General features: G+C 71.3%; 15 protein-coding genes. All 15 read left to right on the top strand.

The genetic code is table 11. The features are described from left to right. Positions 1-143 precede the first annotated feature (143 nt). Positions 144-668 (top strand): SigE family RNA polymerase sigma factor, encoded by a 525-nt coding sequence (locus IF04_RS0127990; protein ID WP_030263796.1) that lies wholly within the window; start codon positions 144-146, stop codon positions 666-668. Positions 669-681: 13 nt separating this feature from the next. Then, positions 682-1386 (top strand): hypothetical protein, encoded by a 705-nt coding sequence (locus IF04_RS0127985; protein ID WP_030263794.1) that lies wholly within the window; start codon positions 682-684, stop codon positions 1384-1386. Between the two features lie 87 nt (positions 1387-1473). After that, positions 1474-2307, top strand: a complete 834-nt coding sequence (locus IF04_RS0127980) for a pectate lyase (protein WP_030263792.1) — start codon at positions 1474-1476, stop codon at positions 2305-2307. 174 nt (positions 2308-2481) lie between these two features. Next, positions 2482-3165 carry a GntR family transcriptional regulator gene (locus IF04_RS0127975; protein WP_030263790.1) on the top strand — a complete coding sequence of 228 codons (684 nt, stop codon included), beginning with the start codon at positions 2482-2484 and terminating at the stop codon, positions 3163-3165. After that, entirely contained in the window at positions 3162-4073 is a 912-nt protein-coding gene (locus tag IF04_RS0127970; RefSeq protein ID WP_030263788.1) for a dihydrodipicolinate synthase family protein, read from the top strand. Before IF04_RS0127975 ends, IF04_RS0127970 begins: the two co-directional genes overlap by 4 nt. Then, positions 4070-5788: an L-arabinonate dehydratase gene (gene araD, locus IF04_RS0127965; RefSeq protein WP_030263785.1), complete on the top strand. Its 1719-nt coding sequence runs from the start codon at positions 4070-4072 to the stop codon at positions 5786-5788. The genes IF04_RS0127970 and araD overlap by 4 nt, the downstream gene beginning before the upstream one ends. 89 nt (positions 5789-5877) lie before the next feature. Next, complete coding sequence (locus IF04_RS0127960) at positions 5878-6816, top strand: carbohydrate ABC transporter permease (protein ID WP_030263782.1); 939 nt, start codon at positions 5878-5880, stop codon at positions 6814-6816. Continuing rightward, positions 6813-7661, top strand: a complete 849-nt coding sequence (locus tag IF04_RS0127955; RefSeq protein WP_051831628.1) for a carbohydrate ABC transporter permease — start codon at positions 6813-6815, stop codon at positions 7659-7661. Before IF04_RS0127960 ends, IF04_RS0127955 begins: the two co-directional genes overlap by 4 nt. Next, positions 7658-8833 (top strand): Gfo/Idh/MocA family protein, encoded by a 1176-nt coding sequence (locus tag IF04_RS0127950; RefSeq protein WP_030263776.1) that lies wholly within the window; start codon positions 7658-7660, stop codon positions 8831-8833. Before IF04_RS0127955 ends, IF04_RS0127950 begins: the two co-directional genes overlap by 4 nt. Further along, positions 8830-9684: a DUF6807 domain-containing protein gene (locus IF04_RS0127945; protein ID WP_030263773.1), complete on the top strand. Its 855-nt coding sequence runs from the start codon at positions 8830-8832 to the stop codon at positions 9682-9684. Before IF04_RS0127950 ends, IF04_RS0127945 begins: the two co-directional genes overlap by 4 nt. Then, positions 9681-11258: a glycoside hydrolase family 43 protein gene (locus IF04_RS0127940; protein ID WP_106975684.1), complete on the top strand. Its 1578-nt coding sequence runs from the start codon at positions 9681-9683 to the stop codon at positions 11256-11258. The genes IF04_RS0127945 and IF04_RS0127940 overlap by 4 nt, the downstream gene beginning before the upstream one ends. A 39-nt stretch (positions 11259-11297) precedes the next feature. Further along, on the top strand, positions 11298-13280 hold the full coding sequence (locus IF04_RS0127935) for a pectinesterase family protein (protein ID WP_030263766.1): 1983 nt from the start codon (positions 11298-11300) through the stop codon (positions 13278-13280). A gap of 33 nt (positions 13281-13313) precedes the next feature. Further along, entirely contained in the window at positions 13314-14666 is a 1353-nt protein-coding gene (locus tag IF04_RS0127930) for an ABC transporter substrate-binding protein (RefSeq protein WP_030263764.1), read from the top strand. Beyond that, a complete protein-coding gene (locus tag IF04_RS0127925) occupies positions 14663-15490 on the top strand; it encodes a rhamnogalacturonan acetylesterase (RefSeq protein ID WP_030263762.1) in 828 nt (275 codons plus the stop codon). Before IF04_RS0127930 ends, IF04_RS0127925 begins: the two co-directional genes overlap by 4 nt. Further along, positions 15487-16779, top strand: coding sequence for a pectate lyase family protein (locus tag IF04_RS0127920; RefSeq protein WP_030263760.1), 1293 nt, complete (start codon positions 15487-15489; stop codon positions 16777-16779). The genes IF04_RS0127925 and IF04_RS0127920 overlap by 4 nt, the downstream gene beginning before the upstream one ends. Positions 16780-16846 lie beyond the last annotated feature (67 nt).

Here is a 16846-nt window from a genome sequence, read left to right as displayed (position 1 = left end):
CAGAGGTGGGCGCCGGGCCCCGGAGGGTTGCCGCTCGCTTGCCAGGCAGTGGCGGTGCACCTAGCCTATGTTCGCCCTGCCGGGTGATGGTCGAAATCTCGAACGCGACGGAGGGGTGAGTGAACGGGACCGTGAACCCAACGATGGCCGGGCGCACCGACGCCGCGGCCGAGTTCCGTGCGTTCTTCGAGTGTCATTACGCCGAACTCGCCCGGCTGGCACGGCTGTTAACTGGTGATGCCGAGGGGGCCGACGATTTGGCGGCGGACGCGCTGGTCGCGCTCTGGCGCCGTTGGGACCGGGTCCGGGCCGCAGACCACCCCGCCGCGTACGCCCGGGGTGTCGTGGCCAATCTGGCCCGCAGCCACATCCGCAGCGCGATCCGCGAGCGCCGCCGCATCACGCTGTTCTGGGCCCAGTGCTCCGACCACGCCGAAGCGCCGGACGTACCCGCCGTGGTCGATGTCCAACAGGCGCTGCGCACCCTGCCGTTCCGCAAGCGGGCCTGTGTCGTCCTGCGGCACGCCTTCGACCTGTCCGAGCGGGAGACCGCGCTCGCCCTCGGCATCTCGGTCGGTACGGTGAAGAGCCAGACGTCCAAGGGGATGGCGCAACTGGAACGGCTGCTGGGGCCTCAGGCCACTGTCCTCGTACCACTACGGAACTGATCGGCGGGCGTACGTGAACGACGAGCTGCGCCGGCGGCTGCGGGAGGCCGCCACGGCGCACCGGCCGGACCGGGAGCGGATGCTCGCCCGGATCGAGCGCGGCACGGCGGCGTCCGGGACGCCCGTCCCGCGGCGCCCCGCCCGGGCGGCGCCGTGGCTGCGCGTCGCGGGCGCCACGGCGGCCGTCGCGGCGGTCCTGGCGGCCGGAGGTTACGGGGCGTCCGCGGTACTGAGCGGCCCCGGTCGCGGTGACCGGCCTGTGCAGGCCGCCCCGCCGCACGTCCCCTCGCAGGCCCCACGTACCGAGGACGGCCCGCTCTGGAGCGACGGCCCACTCTGGAGCGACGGCTCTGTCGACCCGCACAGCAACGCGTACTGGGCCCAGAGCAATGTCACCTTGAAGACGACGGAGCCACTGACCTCGCTCACCGTGGAACTGCGGATCGCGCACACCGGCGGAGTGGCGTCGACCGGCGCCTGGCGCACGCTGCCCGAGGGCGACTTCACCCTCCGTACGGACACCGAGGACGGCTTCCTCGTGTACCGCTGGCGGCTCAGGCCCGGCCGCACGGTGCCCGCGGGCACGCATGTCTTCGCAGGGCAGTACGACCACGCCCGCGGCGGCCGGGACGCCGGTGCCGACAGCTACACGGCCGCCGCGCGGTTCGGCAGCCAACAGGCCGCAGTGCGCGGTGACTTCGCGCCGCGACGCGACTGAGGTAAAAACTTCCGGAGTCCCGGCAACCCCTCCCGTACCCGGTGGCGACCTGACGACGCAAGTCTCACCCCCACCGAAGGACGGGACATGACAACAGCAGAAAAGCGGTCCGCCGGCCGCCACCGCAGGTCTCTCAACCGCCGCCGGGCGGTACTCGGCGGTGCCGTCGCGGCCGGGCTGACCGGCGCAGCCCTCCTCGCGACGTCGCTCACCGGCACGGCGAGCGCCGCCGCCGGCTGGCCGACCCCCGGCGGCAGCCAGGCCGTCTCCAAGACCATCGAGGTCTCCGGCACGTACGACGGCGGCCTCAAGCGCCACTACGGCAGTGGCGACCTGGGCGGTGACGGCCAGGAGGAGGGCCAGGACCCGATCTTCAAGCTGAAGGACGGGGCCGTGCTCAAGAACGTCGTCATCGGCTCGCCGGCCGCCGACGGCGTGCACTGCTCGGGCACCTGCACGCTGCAGAACGTGTGGTGGGAGGATGTCGGCGAGGACGCCGCCACCTTCAAGGGCACCTCCTCCGGCGCGACGTACACCGTCACCGGCGGCGGCGCGAGGAAGGCCGACGACAAGGTCTTCCAGTTCAACGGCGCGGGCAAGCTCAACATCAGCGGCTTCCAGGTCTCCGACTTCGGCAAGCTCGTGCGCAGCTGCGGCAACTGCTCGACCCAGTACAAGCGCACCATCAGCGTCAGCGACGTGGATGTGACCGCGCCCGGCAAGTCCCTGGTCGGCATCAACACCAACTACGGGGACACCGCGACGCTGAAGAGCATCCGCATCCACGGCGACAGCAGCAAGAAAATCAAGCCGTGCGTGCGCTACACGGGCAACGACAACGGTGACGAGCCGGTCGAGACGGGCAGCGGCCCGGACGGCACGTACTGCCGCTACTCGGCGTCCGACATCTCGTACAACTGACCCGTCCGCAACACCGGTTGACGACCGACTGTTTGGGTGGCGGCCGCCTTCTTCGCCGTTCTCGTGTCAGAAGCGTTGACGAACCCCCCGAGGGGTTCTAGCTTCATCGCGTCGTACTTCATACGTCGTATATGAGACGTGATGCGCGAGATACGAGAACTGAGAGCGGCCGCCATGACTTTCGCCCCCGCCCCGATCCCTTCCCGCACGCAGTACGTGCTGGAAGCGGTCAAACACCGCATCCTCACCGGGCAGTTGAGCCCCGGCCAGTCACTGGTCGAGGCCGAACTCGCCGCCCAGTACGGGGTCTCCAAGACGCCCGTGCGCGAGGCGCTGAAGACCCTCGCCGGTACCGGCCTCGTGGTCATGAGCCAGTACAAGGGCGTCACCGTGCGGATGGTCGACGCGGCCATGGCGCGCGAGGTCTACGACGTGCGGCTGCTGCTGGAGCCGGAGGCGGTCCGCCGTACCGTCCGCAGCGCCGCCTCCGTCGAGGACGCCCGTACGGCGCTGACCCGGGCGGCCGAGGCCGCCGACCCGGCGGACCGGTCGCTCGCCAACCGCGACTTCCACCGCGCGCTGTACCTGCCGTGCGGCAATCCGCTGCTGTCCCGGATGCTCGACGAGGTCCGCGACCAGGCCGCGCTCGTCTCGACCGTCGCCTGGGCGGCCGTGCCGTCCTGGGAGCGCGAGGCCGCCGAGCACGAGGAGATCCTCCGACTGGTCACCGCCGGTGACGCCGACGGCGCGGCCCGCGCGGTGCACGACCACATCGCCTCGTTCGTCGCCCGGGCCTTCCCCGCCACGGACGAGGAACCCAACGGACAGGTCCCCGCCGGAGAAGGAGCGCAGGCATGACAGCCGCCGCATACGAGACCCACCGGGCGGCACTCGCCGACGTCGTGGCCATCCCGGTCACCCCGTTCGACGCCAAGGGCGCCCTCGACACCGATGCCCACCGCACGGTGCTCCGCCGACTGCTCGACGGTGGCGTACGGACGCTGACGCCCAACGGCAACACCGGCGAGTTCTACGCCCTGACCCCCGATGAGCGGCGCGCCGTCACCGAGCTGACCATCGAGGAGGCGGGGGACCGGGCCACGGTCCTGGCCGGGATCGGCCACGACGTGCCGACCGCCGTCGCCTCCGCGCGGCACGCCCGCGAGTGCGGTGCACAGCTGGTGATGGTGCATCAGCCCGTGCACCCCTACGTCTCGGCGGGCGGCTGGGTCGACTACCACCGCGCGATCGCCGAGGCCGTGCCCGAGCTGGGTGTCGTCCCGTACCTCCGCAATGCCGCGCTGAGCGGCCACCGGCTCGCCGAACTCGCCGACGCCTGCCCCAACGTCATCGGCGTGAAGTACGCCGTCCCGGACGCGGCACACTTCGCCGCCTTCGCGCGGGACGCCGGGCTGGACCGCTTCGTGTGGATCGCCGGCCTCGCCGAGCCGTACGCGCCCTCGTACTTCTCGGCCGGCGCGACCGGCTTCACGTCCGGGCTCGTCAACGTCGCCCCGGCCGTCTCGCTGAACATGCTCGAAGCGCTCAGGGCCGGCGACTACCCGGCCGCCATGAAGGTCTGGGAGCAGATCCGCCGCTTCGAGGAGCTGCGCGGCGCGAACGGCTCCGCCGACAACGTCACCGTGGTCAAGGAGGCGCTGGCCTCGCTCGGCCTGTGCCGCCGCGACGTCCGCCCGCCGAGCAGGCCGTTGCCCGCGGACGCGCGCGCCGAGGTCGCCGCCATAGCCGCCGGGTGGCCCGTATGAGACGCCCGGAGGAGCTCAGAAGCCATCAGTGGTACGGCACGGACGGGCTGCGCTCCTTCAGCCACCGCGCCCGCACCCGGCAGCTCGGCTATCTGCCCGAGGAACACCTCGGCAAGCCGGTCATCGCCATCCTCAACACCTGGTCCGACATCAACCCCTGCCACTCCCACCTGCGCGACCGCGCGCAGGCCGTCAAGCGCGGCGTGTGGCAGGCCGGCGGCTTCCCGCTCGAATTCCCCGTCGCCACGCTCAGCGAGACCTTCCAGAAGCCGACGCCGATGCTGTACCGCAACATGCTGGCGATGGAGACCGAGGAACTGCTGCGCTCGTACCCGGTGGACGGGGCCGTACTGCTCGGCGGCTGCGACAAGTCCACGCCCGCGCTGCTGATGGGCGCCGCCTCCGTCGACCTGCCCGCCGTCTTCGTGCCCGCCGGGCCGATGCTGCCGGGCCACTGGCGCGGCGAGACCCTCGGCTCCGGCACCGACATGTGGAAGTACTGGGACGACAAGCGCGCGGGCCTCATCGGCGACTGCGAAATGGCCGAGCTGGAGAGCGGGCTGGCCCGTTCGCCGGGGCACTGCATGACCATGGGGACGGCGTCCACGCTGACGGCCGCCGCAGAGGCGCTGGGCGTGACGGTGCCGGGCGCGTCGAGCATCCCGGCCGTCGACTCCGGGCACGACCGGATGGCCGCGGCCTCCGGGATGCGGATCGTCGACCGCGTACGCCGGGACGTACGGCTGTCGCACCTGCTGACGGCCGAGGCTTTCGAGGACGCCGTCACCACCGTCCTCGGGCTCGGCGGCTCCACCAACGCCGTGATCCATCTGATCGCGATGGCCGGACGCGCGGGAGTACGGCTGACGCTGGACGACTTCGACCGGATCGCCCGCACGGTGCCGGTGCTCGCCAACGTCCGCCCCGGCGGCGGCCCGTACCTCATGGAGGACTTCCACTTCGCGGGCGGCCTGCCGGGCTTTCTCTCCCGGATCACCGACCTGCTCCACCTGGACCGGCCCACCGTCAACGGGCGGTTCGGCGACCAGATCGAGCACGCCGCCGTGCACAACGACGATGTGATCCGCACCCGGGACAACCCGGTCGCGAAGGAGGGCGGCGTCGCCGTCCTGCGCGGCAACCTCTGCCCCGACGGCGCCGTCATCAAGCACATCGCCGCCGAGCCGCACCTGCTCCAGCACACCGGTCCCGCGGTCGTCTTCGACGACTACCGGACGATGCAGCAAACCCTCAACGACCCGGCGCTCGGCATCACCGCAGAGCATGTACTCGTGCTGCGCAACGCCGGGCCCAAGGGCGGCCCGGGCATGCCCGAGTACGGCATGCTGCCGATCCCTGACCACCTGCTCAAGCAGGGCGTGCGCGACATGGTGCGGATCTCCGACGCCCGGATGAGCGGCACCAGTTACGGCACATGCGTGCTCCACATCGCCCCCGAGTCCTACGTCGGCGGACCGCTCGCCCTGGTACGCACCGGCGACCCGATCACCCTCGACGTCGCGGCGCGCACGCTGCGGCTCGACGTGCCGGACGCGGAGCTGGCGCGCCGCCGCGCCGCCTGGACCCCGCCGCCCGAGCGGTACGAGCGCGGCTACGGCGCGCTCTACGCCGAGCAGATCACCCAGGCCGACACCGGCTGCGACTTCGCCTTCCTCGCGCGGCCCGGCAAGGTCCCGGACCCGTACGCGGGCTGAGCCCCCTCTTCCGGCTCCGCCACGCACCGTCCGTACGGCAGGACGACCGTACGCCGGCCCTCGCACGTTCCCGAGAACGGAGAAGAGTCATGGCCCAAGCCGCAGCCGTGGCCGAATCACCGCCCAGAACCAGACCCCGCCGCGGCACCGGAGCGCACCCGCGCCGGCTGCCGTACCTGCTGATCGCGCCCGCCGGGCTGCTGATGCTGGGCTTCATCGCCTACCCCGTGCTCAGCGTCTTCTGGACCGCGCTGCAGCACGACAACCCCACCAAGCCCTGGCGGAACGGCTTCGCCGGGCTGGACAACTTCACCGAGATCTTCACCAGCGACCCGCAGTTCTGGGGCACGCTGACCTTCAGCCTCAAGTGGGTCGTCGTCGAGGTCGGGCTGCAGCTGCTGTTCGGGCTGGCACTCGCCCTCATCGTCAACCAGACCTTCGCGGGCCGGGCGCTCGCCCGCGCGCTGGTCTTCTCGCCGTGGGCCGTCTCCGGCGTCCTCACCTCCGCGATCTGGGTACTGCTCTACAACTCCCAGACCGGGCTGAGCCGTTACCTCGCCGACGCGGGCATCGGGGAGTACGGCACCTCCTGGCTCTCCGACACCGCCACCGTCTTCCCCGCCGTGGTCGTCGCCGACCTCTGGCGCGGGGTGCCCTTCTTCGCCATCCTCATCCTCGCCGACCTGCAGTCCGTCTCCAAGGACCTGTACGAGGCGGCCGAGGTGGACGGCGCGAGCAGGTTCCGGCAGTTCTTCCACATCACACTGCCGCACCTGAAGGACGCCATCATCCTCTCCACACTGCTGCGCGCGGTGTGGGAGTTCAACAACGTCGACCTGCTCTACACCCTGACCGGCGGCGGGCCCGCGGGCGAGACCACCACCCTGCCGCTCTACATCGCCAACACCTCCGTCGACGCCCACAACTTCGGCTACGCGTCCGCGCTGACCACCGTCGCGTTCGTCATCCTGCTCTGCTGCTCGATGGTCTATCTGCGGCTGAGCAAGTTCGGAGGAGGCGACAAGTGAGTACCACGCAGCTGACCGTCAAGCGCCGCCGCGCCTGGGACCAGGCCCCGCGCTGGCAGACCCACCTCCCGCTCGCGCTCTACCTCCTCTTCACACTCGTCCCCTTCTACTGGATCCTGCTCTTCGCGCTCCGCCCGGCCGGCTCCACCTCGCTGGTGCCCTGGCCGATCACCTTCGAGCACTTCGCGAAGGTGTGGACCGAGCGCAGCTTCGCGACGTACTTCCAGAACAGCGTGCTCACCGCCGTGGCCACCCTGGTGCTCACCACGGTCGTCGCGCTGGCCGGCGGCTATGCGCTCGCCCGCTTCGACTTCCGCGCGAAGAAGGGCTTCATGCTGGGCCTGCTGTGCTCCCAGTTCGTGCCCGGGGCGCTGCTGCTGGTGCCGCTGTTCCAGATCTTCGCCGAGCTCCGGATGATCAACTCGCTGGGCAGTGTCATCATCGCCGAGACCGTCTTCCAGCTACCGCTGTCGATGATCCTGATCAGCGGCTTCATCAGAAACGTGCCGTACTCCCTGGAGGAGGCCGCCTGGGTCGACGGCTGCGACCGCTTCCGGGCCTTCCGCACGATCGTGCTGCCACTGCTGCGCCCCGGCCTGGTCGCCGTCGGCTCGTTCGCCTTCGTGCACGCCTGGAACCACTTCCTCTTCGCGCTGATGTTCCTCAGCAACCAGGAGAAGCAGACCATCCCCGTCGGCCTGAACACCCTGATGGGCGCGGACAGCGTCGACCTCGGCGCGCTGGCGGCCGGCGGCGTCATCGCGGCCGTACCCGTCGTGATCGTCTTCGCGTACATCCAGAAGTGGCTGATCACCGGCTTCAGCGCGGGGGCGGTGAAGGGATGAGCCGCGCCGGTACGGAAGCACCGCTGCCGGTCGTCCTGGTGGGCGCACGCGGCCACGGCCGCTGGCACCTCGCCAACATCCGCCGGCTGGCCGGGCAGGGGCGCGTCCGCCTCGCGGGCGTCTGCGATCTGACCCCGTTGACCGCCGCCGAGCTGGACGGCTTCGGCTCCGTCGCCCAGTCGGACGACTTCGAAACCCTGCTCGCCGTCACCGACGCCCGCATCGCCGTCCTCTGTACGCCCATCCCCACCCATGCCGACCTCGCGCTGACCGCCGCCCGGCGCGGCGTCCACCTGCTCGTCGAGAAGCCGCCGGCGCCCTCCTTCGCCGAGTACCGGCGGATGGCCGATGGCATCGCGGCGGCCGGCGTGGCCTGCAACATCGGCTTCCAGTCGCTCGGCTCGCACGCCGTCCCGGCCATCCGTGACCTGGTGCGCGAGGGCGCGATCGGCGAACCGACCGGGATCGGCGCGGCCGGGGCCTGGGTGCGCGACGCGGCGTACTTCCGCCGCGCGCCCTGGGCCGGGCGCCGCAGACTGCACGGCACCGACGTCCTCGACGGCGTACTCACCAACCCGCTCGCCCACGCCGTCGCCACCGCCCTCGCACTGGACGGCAGCATCGCCGCCGAGGACGTCGCGGAGGTGGAGACCGAGCTCTTCCGCGCCCACGCCATCGAATCCGACGACACCTCCTGCGTCCGCGTCACCACCGCACACGGCAGCCGCGTCACGGTCGCCGCCACCCTGTGCGCCGAGACCGCCGCCGAACCGTACGTCGTCGTGCACGGCACCCACGGCCGGATCACCTTCTGGTACAAGCAGGACCGCGTCCTGGTACAGCGCACGGGCCACGGCCCCGAGGAGACCGTGCACGGCCGCACCGACCTGCTGGAGAACCTGGCCGACCACCTCAGCCGCGGCACGCCACTGCGCGTACCGCCCGCCGCCACCGGCGCCTTCATGCGAGTACTCGAAGCGATCCGCAGCGCCCCGGACCCGGTGGCACTGCCGCCGGACGCCTGGCACACCGCGACGACGGCCGGCGGGAGCGCCCTCCGCCGCGTCGTCCCCGGCATCGACGGCCTCGTCACCGCCGCTGCCGACACCCTGTCCCTCTATTCCGAACTGGGCGCCGCGTGGGCGCTCCCGGAGGAGGCGCGCTCCCGATGACCGCCACCGACCACACTCCGACGCTGGCCCTGTGCTGCGCGGGCCGGCCCGTCGCCCGGTACGCCTACCGGCCCGGCCTCCCCGCCCGGCTCGCCCCGCGCCCCTATCTGCACCCCGTGACCACCCTGCGCGGCACGCCCGTCACCGCGCTGATGCCCGCCGACCACCCGCACCACCTCGGCGTGGGTGTCGCGGTCCCGGACGTGGCGGGGCACAACTTCTGGGGCGGCCGGACGTATGTACGCGACCGGGGCCCGACCGCGCTCGACAACCACGGGGTGCAACGCCACACCGGCTTCAACCTGTGCGACCCGGACGGCTTCGTGCAGGAGCTGAGCTGGAGCGCGGGCGAGCACGAGCTGCTGCGCGAGCGCCGCACCGTCGCGACCACCGAACTGACCTATACAGCCTGGGCGTTGGACTTCACCTTCTCACTGACCAACACCACCCCCGGCCCGCTGTCCCTGGGCAGCCCCGCGACCAACGGCCGCCCCGGCGCCGCGTACGGCGGCTTCTTCTGGCGCGCGCCCAAGGCGGCCGAGGTGCCCGAGGTGTACACCGCCGACGCCGAAGGGGAGGCCGCCGTGCACGAGAGCCGCGCCGACTGGCTGGCGCTCGCCGGCGGGGACTGGACGCTGGTCTTCGCCGGTGCGACCGGAGCGACCCGCCACGACCCCTGGTTCGTGCGCACCGCCGACTACCCGGGTGTCGGCTCCTCGCTGGCCCACGGGGAGCGGTTGGCGATCGCCCCGGGCGACACCGTCGTCCGCCGGATCGTCACCGTGGTCGCCGACGGCCGGCTGCACCGCGACGAGGCCGCGGTGCTGGCCAGAAAGGCGGTGACGGCATGATGGGTGACGGCACGACCGCCGACCGGCCCACTGGCGCCGCCCGCTTCTCCGCCGACCGCGGCGACGGCACCTACCGCAACCCCGTCCTCGCCGCCGACTGGTCCGACCCCGACCTCGTCCGCGTTGGCGACGACTACTACCTCACCGCCTCCAGCTTCGGCCGCGTCCCGGGACTGCCGCTGCTGCACTCCCGCGACCTGGTCAACTGGACCCTGATCGGCCACGCGCTGGACCGCCTCGAACCGGCCGCGGCCTTCGCCGCACCGCGCCACGACTGCGGCGTGTGGGCCCCCTCGATCCGGCACCACGACGGCCGCTTCTGGATCTTCTGGGGCGACCCCGACCACGGCATCTACCAGGTCAACGCCGAGAACGTACGCGGACCATGGACCCGGCCGCACCTCCTCAAGGCGGGCAAGGGCCTCATCGACCCCTGCCCGCTGTGGGACACGGAGACCGGCGACGCCTACCTCGTACACGCCTGGGCGAAATCCCGCTCCGGCATCAAGAACCGGTTCACCGGCCACCGGATGCGGACCGACGCCACCGACCTGCTCGACGACGGCACCACCCTCGTCGACGCGGACCACATCCCCGGCTGGTTCACCCTCGAAGGCCCCAAGCTGTACCGGCACAACGGCTGGTACTGGATCTTCGCGCCCGCCGGGGGAGTGGCGACCGGCTGGCAGGGCGCCTTCCGCTCGCGCGACTTCTTCGGCCCGTACGAGGAGCGCGTCGTCCTCGCGCAGGGCGACACCGACGTCAACGGCCCGCACCAGGGCGGCTGGGTGCGCACCCAGGCCGGCGAGGACTGGTTCCTGCACTTCCAGGAGCAGGGCGCTTACGGACGCCTCGTGCATCTGCAGCCGATGCGGTGGGACGCCGAGGGGTGGCCGGTCATGGGGGAGGACGGCAGCCCGGTACGGGAGCACCGCAAGCCCGCCCTGCCGCCGCAGCCGGTCGCCGCGCCCGCCACCGACGACGACTTCCCCGGCGGGCGGTTCGGCCACCAGTGGCAGTGGACCGCCAATCCTGCCGCCGGCTGGGCGCCCACGCACAGCGGCGACGGGCTGCGGCTCAGCTGCGTCCGCACCCCCGACGCACACGACCTGCGCCGGCTGCCCCACGTCCTCACCCAGCGGCTGCCCGCACGCCCCGCCACCGCCGAGGTCGAACTGCGGCTGGAGAGCACGGAGCCGGGCGCCAAGGCCGGGCTCACCGTGCTCGGCGATGCCTTCAGTTGGATAGGGCTGGAGCGCGCGGCGGACGGCACCGTACTGCTGGTCCACCGGTTCGCGGAGGCCGTGGCCGAGGGCGAGCGGGACGCCGCGCATCCCTGGCTCGCGCCGGACGGCCGGGCCCGGCTGCGGATCGCCGTCGGCCCCGGTGCCCGCTGCCGCTTCGCCGCCGACACCGGGGACGGCTGGACGCCGTACGGGCAGGTCTTCGCCGCCACGCCCTGGCGCTGGGTCGGCGCCCTGCTGGGCCTCTTCGCCACGGCCCCCACCGACGCGGCCCACCCCGGCGCCGCACTCTTCACGCACTTCCGCCTCACCTGCGATCCGACCGACTGAGGCCACCCCCCTTCCCTCCATACGCCTGTGGGAGCCGCCATGCCGTACCTCCGTAGCAAGCGCTTGCCGGTCAGAGTGCTGGCCGTCACGACCGCCCTCGCGGCGGCGCTGGGCCTGGGGGCGCAGACCCCCGCCGGGGCCGCCGAACCGCCCCGGCCACCGGAAACCGCCGCCGCCCAAGGCATGTCCGCCGACCGCCCGCACGGCTTCGCCTCCCTCGCGGGCGGCACCACCGGCGGCGCGGGCGGCAAGGTCGTCACCGTCCGCACCCAGGCCGACCTGGCCAAGTACGCCGCCGCCGACGAGCCGTACATCATCCGTGTCGCCGCCGCCATCGACGTCGCGCCGTTCGGCTCGGACATCGACGTCGCCTCGGACAAGACGATCGTCGGCGTCGGCACCAGCGGCGAGATCGTCCACGGCGAGCTGCATCTGAACCCCGGCACGCACAACGTCATCATCCGCAACCTCACCATCCGCGACTCCTACGTGGAGGGTGACTGGGACGGCAAGACCACGGACTTCGACGCCGTCCAGATGGACTCCGTGCACCACGTCTGGATCGACCACAACCGCTTCACGCACATGGGCGACGGACTGCTCGACGTCCGCAAGAACAGCGAGTACGTCACCGTCTCCTACAACCGCTTCGACACCCACAACAAGGCGTTCGGCATCGGCTGGACCGACGACGTCCGGACGCAGATCACCATCGACCACAACTGGTTCCGCGGCACCAAACAGCGCAACCCGTCCGCCGACAACTGCGCGTACGCGCACCTCTACAACAACTACCTCTCCGCGCAGGTCGACGACGGCGATCCGGTGTGGTCGTACGGCAACTACGCCCGCGGCCGCACGAAGATGGTGATCGAGAACAGCTACTACGACGGCGTCCAGCACCCTTACCAGGCCGATGAGACCGCCGAGTTGGTGCAGCGCGGGTCGGTCCTGAAGGACACCACCGGGCGGCACGACACCCGCGGCACCGCCTTCGACCCGCACGCCTTCTACCCCTACCGGCTCGACCCGGCCGCCGCCGTGCCCGCGCTGGTGAAGAAGTACTCGGGACCGCAGAAGTCCATCGGCACCCGCACGGTGCTGAACGTCCCGGCCGACTATCCGACCGTCCAGGCCGCGGTCGATGCCGTACCGACCGGCAACGACGGCGCGGTCACCCTGGCCGTCGCGCCCGGTACCTACCGCGAGCAGGTGCGGATCCCGGCCACCAAGCCGAACCTCACCCTCCTCGGCACCGGTGACGACCGCGCGGACACCGTGATCGTGTACGACACGCCCAACGAGTACGGCGGCTCGTCCGGCAGCGCCACCGTACTGATCGCAGCGCGTGACGTGACGGTGCGTCACCTCACCGTCATCAATGACTTCGACGAGGCCGCGCATGACCTGAACAGCGAACAGGCGCTCGCCATGAAGACCACCGGCGACCGGATCGTCTTCGAGGACACCGCCTTCAAGGGCAACCAGGACACCCTGATGACGGACAGCCCGAAGCTCGACACGGTCAGCCGGGTCTACCTCCGCGACTCCTACATCGAGGGCGACGTCGACTTCGTTTACGGCCGCGCCACGACGGTCATCGAGAACTCGCTCATCAAGGCGCTGAGCCGCGGCTCGAACTCCAACAACGGCTATATCACCGCCGCTTCGACCTGGAAGAACAACCCGTACGGCTTCCTCGTCACCGGCTCCCGCATCATCAGCGACGCGCCCGCCGGCACCTTCCACCTCGGCCGCCCCTGGCACCCGGGCGGCGAGCCGGACGCGATCGGCCAGGTCCTCATCCGGGACACCGAGCTGCCCGCCGCGATCAAGGCATCGCCCTGGACCGACATGGGCGGCTTCTCCTGGCGGGACGCCCGCTTCAGCGAGTACCGGAATTTCGGGCCGGGCGCGGCGGTCACCGCCGACCGGCCACAGATGAGCACCGAGGACGCCGCCCGCCACGAGGTGGCCGACTACCTGGCGGGCACGGACGGCTGGGCCCCGTACCGCCGCTGACCACCCTTTCGTACGAGCAGAGAAGAGCCGACCATGACCAGCAACCTCCGCGGGGGCAGACGCTCCCGGCTGACCGCCGTACTCGCCCTCACCGCGGCCCTCGCGCTCACCGCCACCGCCTGCGGCGACGACGGCAGTGGCGTCGCGGGCGAGTCCGGCGCCGAGGGCTCCGGCAAGGGCACGATCACCTTCTGGGACAACAACGGCGGCGTCCGCACCGACATCTGGAAGGAGATCATCAGGGACTTCGAGAAGGCGAACCCCGACATCGACGTCGACTACGTCGGGATCGCCGCGACCGAGGTGCAGTCCAAGTACGACACCGCCATCCAGGGCGGCGGTCTCCCCGACGTCGGCGGCATCGGCGCCGCGATGCTCGCCGGCATCAGCGCGCAGAATGCCCTGGAGCCGCTGGACGGGCGCATCAAGGACAGTGCGCTCGACGGCAAGCTGAACGAGCGGATGGTGAAGGGCGTCCGCTCGGCGGCGGGCGGCAAGCAGCTCTACACGGTTCCGATGCACGCGACCAACGGCGTGCTGTACTACCGCACCGACCTGTTCAAGGCCGCGAAGCTGCCCGCGCCCACCACCTGGTCGGCGTTCTACGAGGCGGCCGAGAAGCTCACCGACAAGCGGGCCAACAAGTTCGGCTACACCATCCGGGGCGGCGCCGGCTCCATCGCCCAGGCGCTGGACGCGATGTACGGACAGTCCGGCATCACCGGCTTCTGGGAGAAGGACGGCCTGCACACCACCGTCGACGACCCGAAGAACGTCGCGGCGCTGGAGAAGTACGTCGCGCTCTACAAGAAGAACACCCCCGCGGCCGACATCAACAACGACTTCACCAAGATGGTCGCCCAGTGGGACAGCGGCGAGATCGGCATGCTCAACCACAACATGGGCTCCTACCAGGACCATGTGAAGGCGCTGGGCACGGAGAAGTTCCGCGGCATACCCAACCCCACACTGGACGACGGCACCCGGGTGATGGTGTCCAACCCGGTCGACGGGCTCGGTCTCTTCAAGTCCGGCAAGAACAAGGCCGCCGCCTGGAAGTTCATCGAATTCGCGGCCTCGCACGAATCCAACAGCAAGTGGAGCGAGTCGGCCGGCACCATCCCGTCCAACCTCGAAGCGGCCGAGGACGACTGGGTACAGAAGTCCGAGACCACCAAGCTCGGCGCCGAGGCGCTGAACAGCGAGCACACGAAGATCGTCGACCTGCCGTACTACCTGCCCGACTGGAACACCCTCTCCAAGGCCGACAACGAGCCCGCCTTCCAGAAGGTCCTGCTCGGCAAGACCACACCGAAGGAGTTCCTGACCTCTTTCGCCGACCAACTCGACGCGGCCCAGGCCGAGTGGAAGCAGCAGAACAAGTGACCGTCACGCGGCGCCAGGTGGCCGCGGCGCTCGCGGGCCTTCCGCTCGCGCTCGCCGCGGCCCCGGCCGCCTTCGCCGCGGCCCCGGCCGCCTTCGCCAGCTCAGGAGACCACCGCCCGATGCCCGCCCTCCACCTCGCCGGCGACTCCACCGCCGCCCAGAAGTACGCCGACGCCGCACCCGAGACCGGCTGGGGCATGGCCCTCCCCATCTTCCTCCACCGCGACATATCCGTCGCCAACCACGCAATCAACGGCCGCAGTTCCAAGAGCTTCATCGACGAGGGCCGGCTGACCACCGTCCTCGCCGCGCTCCGCCCCGGCGACCTCCTCCTCGTCCAGTTCGGCCACAACGACGAGAAGGCCGAGGACCCCGCCCGGTACACCGAGCCCTGGACGACGTACCAGGAGTACCTGCGGCAGTACCTCGACGGTGCACGGGCGCGCGGCGCGCGGCCGGTGCTGCTCACCTCCGTGGAGCGCCGGAAGTTTGACGCCGGGGGCAACGCCCTGCCCACACACGGCGCATACCCGGCCGCGATGCGGGCGCTGGCCGCCGAGGCGGACGTCCCGCTGCTCGACATCCAGGAACGCTCCCTCGCCCTGTGGCAGAAGCTCGGCCCCGAGGAGACGAAGACGTACTTCAACTGGACCCCGGCCGGGCAGGACAACACCCACTTCAACCCGCCCGGCGCGATCGCCGTCGCCCGCCTGGTCGCGGCCGGACTGCAGGCGACGCGACTGCTGGCGCCCTCCGACATGCGCCGCCTCGACGACGACATCCCGGCGTCCTGGATCACCTGGCCGGAAGGGGAAGGAGCATGACCCCGCGCACCACCCTCCTCGCCCTGGCGGGCTGCGCCGCGCTCGCCCTCACCGCGGTCGCCCCGGCCCACGCGGCGCCGCCCGGTGACGTGCTGCAGCCCCGTGACGTGCTGCCCGCCCACGACGGCTGGGCGTCCGCCGACGGTGGCACCACCGGCGGCGCGGGTGCCGACGCCGCGCACACCTACACGGTCACCACGTGGGTGGAGCTGCGGACCGCGCTCGCCGACGACCCCGGCGCACCGAGGATCATCAAGGTCAGGGGCACTCTGGACGCGACCGGCGCCGGCTGTGCGTCCTTCGCCGCCGACGGCTACGACTTCGCCCGCTACCTCGCCGACTACGACCCCGCGGTGTGGGGCCGCGACCGCCCGGTCAGCGGCGAGCAGGAGGACCTGCGCGCCGCCTCGCAGCGGAACCAGGGCGCGGCCATCAAGGCGTACGTCCCGGCCAACACCACCCTCGTCGGCATCGGGAAGCACGCCGGAATCGTCGGCGGCAGCCTCCAGATCCAGAACGTCGACAACGTCATCGTCCGCAACCTCACCGCCGAGTCCCCGCTGGACTGCTTCCCGCAGTGGGACCCGACGGACGGTGCGACCGGCGCCTGGAACTCCGAGTACGACAGCATGGTGGTCACCGGCTCCACCCACGTCTGGCTCGATCACAACACCTTCACCGACGGCGCCCACCCCGACAGCTCACTGCCGGAGTACTACGGCGAGCTGTACCAGCAGCACGACGGCGAGCTGGACATCGTGCGCGGCGCGGACCTCGTCACTGCTTCCTGGAACGTCTTCGCTGACCACGACAAGACCTTGATGATCGGTAACAGCGACGGCGCGGCCGCCACCGACCGGGGCAGGCTCCGCGTCACCCTGCACCACAATCTCTTCCGCGACGTAGTGGAGCGCGCGCCGCGCGTCCGCTTCGGCAAGGTCGACGCGTACAACAACCACTACGTGGCCGGGCCGGACGCGCCGTACGCCTACAGCTTCGGCATCGGCATCGAGTCCCAACTGGTCGCCGAGCACAACGCGTTCACCCTGCCCCGCGGCACCGGCGCCGGACGCGTCCTGAAGAAGTGGGAGGACGCGCCGGTCACCGCGGCCGGCAACCGCGTGAACGGCCGTCCGGTCGATCTGATCGCCGTGCACAACGCGGAGGTCCCCGAGGAACACCTGCGGTCCGGTGCCGGCTGGACGCCCGTCCTGCGGCCCCGGGTGGACGATCCGCGCGCCGTCCCGGCCCTCGTCGGCCACCGGGCGGGGGCGGGGCGGCTGCGCTGACGCGTCACCGGTTACCGCTGGTTGCCGAGACCGGTGATTCTGCCGATGTGCGAAGGGGCTGCACGGC

The organism is Streptomyces violens, assembly GCF_000717745.1.
Classification (GTDB): domain Bacteria; phylum Actinomycetota; class Actinomycetes; order Streptomycetales; family Streptomycetaceae; genus Streptomyces; species Streptomyces violens.
The sequence above is the reverse complement of the archived record's forward strand: the minus strand, read 5'-3'. Positions and strand labels throughout refer to the sequence as shown.

What these genes read in the sequence shown, in the direction of transcription:
- IF04_RS0127920 (WP_030263760.1), top strand. Translation starts at nt 15,487, where the DNA reads ATGACCCCGCGCACCACCCTCCTCGCCCTGGCGGGCTGCGCCGCGCTC.
- IF04_RS0127940 (WP_106975684.1), top strand. Translation starts at nt 9,681, where the DNA reads ATGATGGGTGACGGCACGACCGCCGACCGGCCCACTGGCGCCGCCCGC.
- IF04_RS0127975 (WP_030263790.1), top strand. Translation starts at nt 2,482, where the DNA reads ATGACTTTCGCCCCCGCCCCGATCCCTTCCCGCACGCAGTACGTGCTG.
- araD (WP_030263785.1), top strand. Translation starts at nt 4,070, where the DNA reads ATGAGACGCCCGGAGGAGCTCAGAAGCCATCAGTGGTACGGCACGGAC.
- IF04_RS0127930 (WP_030263764.1), top strand. Translation starts at nt 13,314, where the DNA reads ATGACCAGCAACCTCCGCGGGGGCAGACGCTCCCGGCTGACCGCCGTA.
- IF04_RS0127980 (WP_030263792.1), top strand. Translation starts at nt 1,474, where the DNA reads ATGACAACAGCAGAAAAGCGGTCCGCCGGCCGCCACCGCAGGTCTCTC.
- IF04_RS0127970 (WP_030263788.1), top strand. Translation starts at nt 3,162, where the DNA reads ATGACAGCCGCCGCATACGAGACCCACCGGGCGGCACTCGCCGACGTC.
- IF04_RS0127945 (WP_030263773.1), top strand. Translation starts at nt 8,830, where the DNA reads ATGACCGCCACCGACCACACTCCGACGCTGGCCCTGTGCTGCGCGGGC.
- IF04_RS0127990 (WP_030263796.1), top strand. Translation starts at nt 144, where the DNA reads ATGGCCGGGCGCACCGACGCCGCGGCCGAGTTCCGTGCGTTCTTCGAG.
- IF04_RS0127950 (WP_030263776.1), top strand. Translation starts at nt 7,658, where the DNA reads ATGAGCCGCGCCGGTACGGAAGCACCGCTGCCGGTCGTCCTGGTGGGC.
- IF04_RS0127935 (WP_030263766.1), top strand. Translation starts at nt 11,298, where the DNA reads ATGCCGTACCTCCGTAGCAAGCGCTTGCCGGTCAGAGTGCTGGCCGTC.
- IF04_RS0127960 (WP_030263782.1), top strand. Translation starts at nt 5,878, where the DNA reads ATGGCCCAAGCCGCAGCCGTGGCCGAATCACCGCCCAGAACCAGACCC.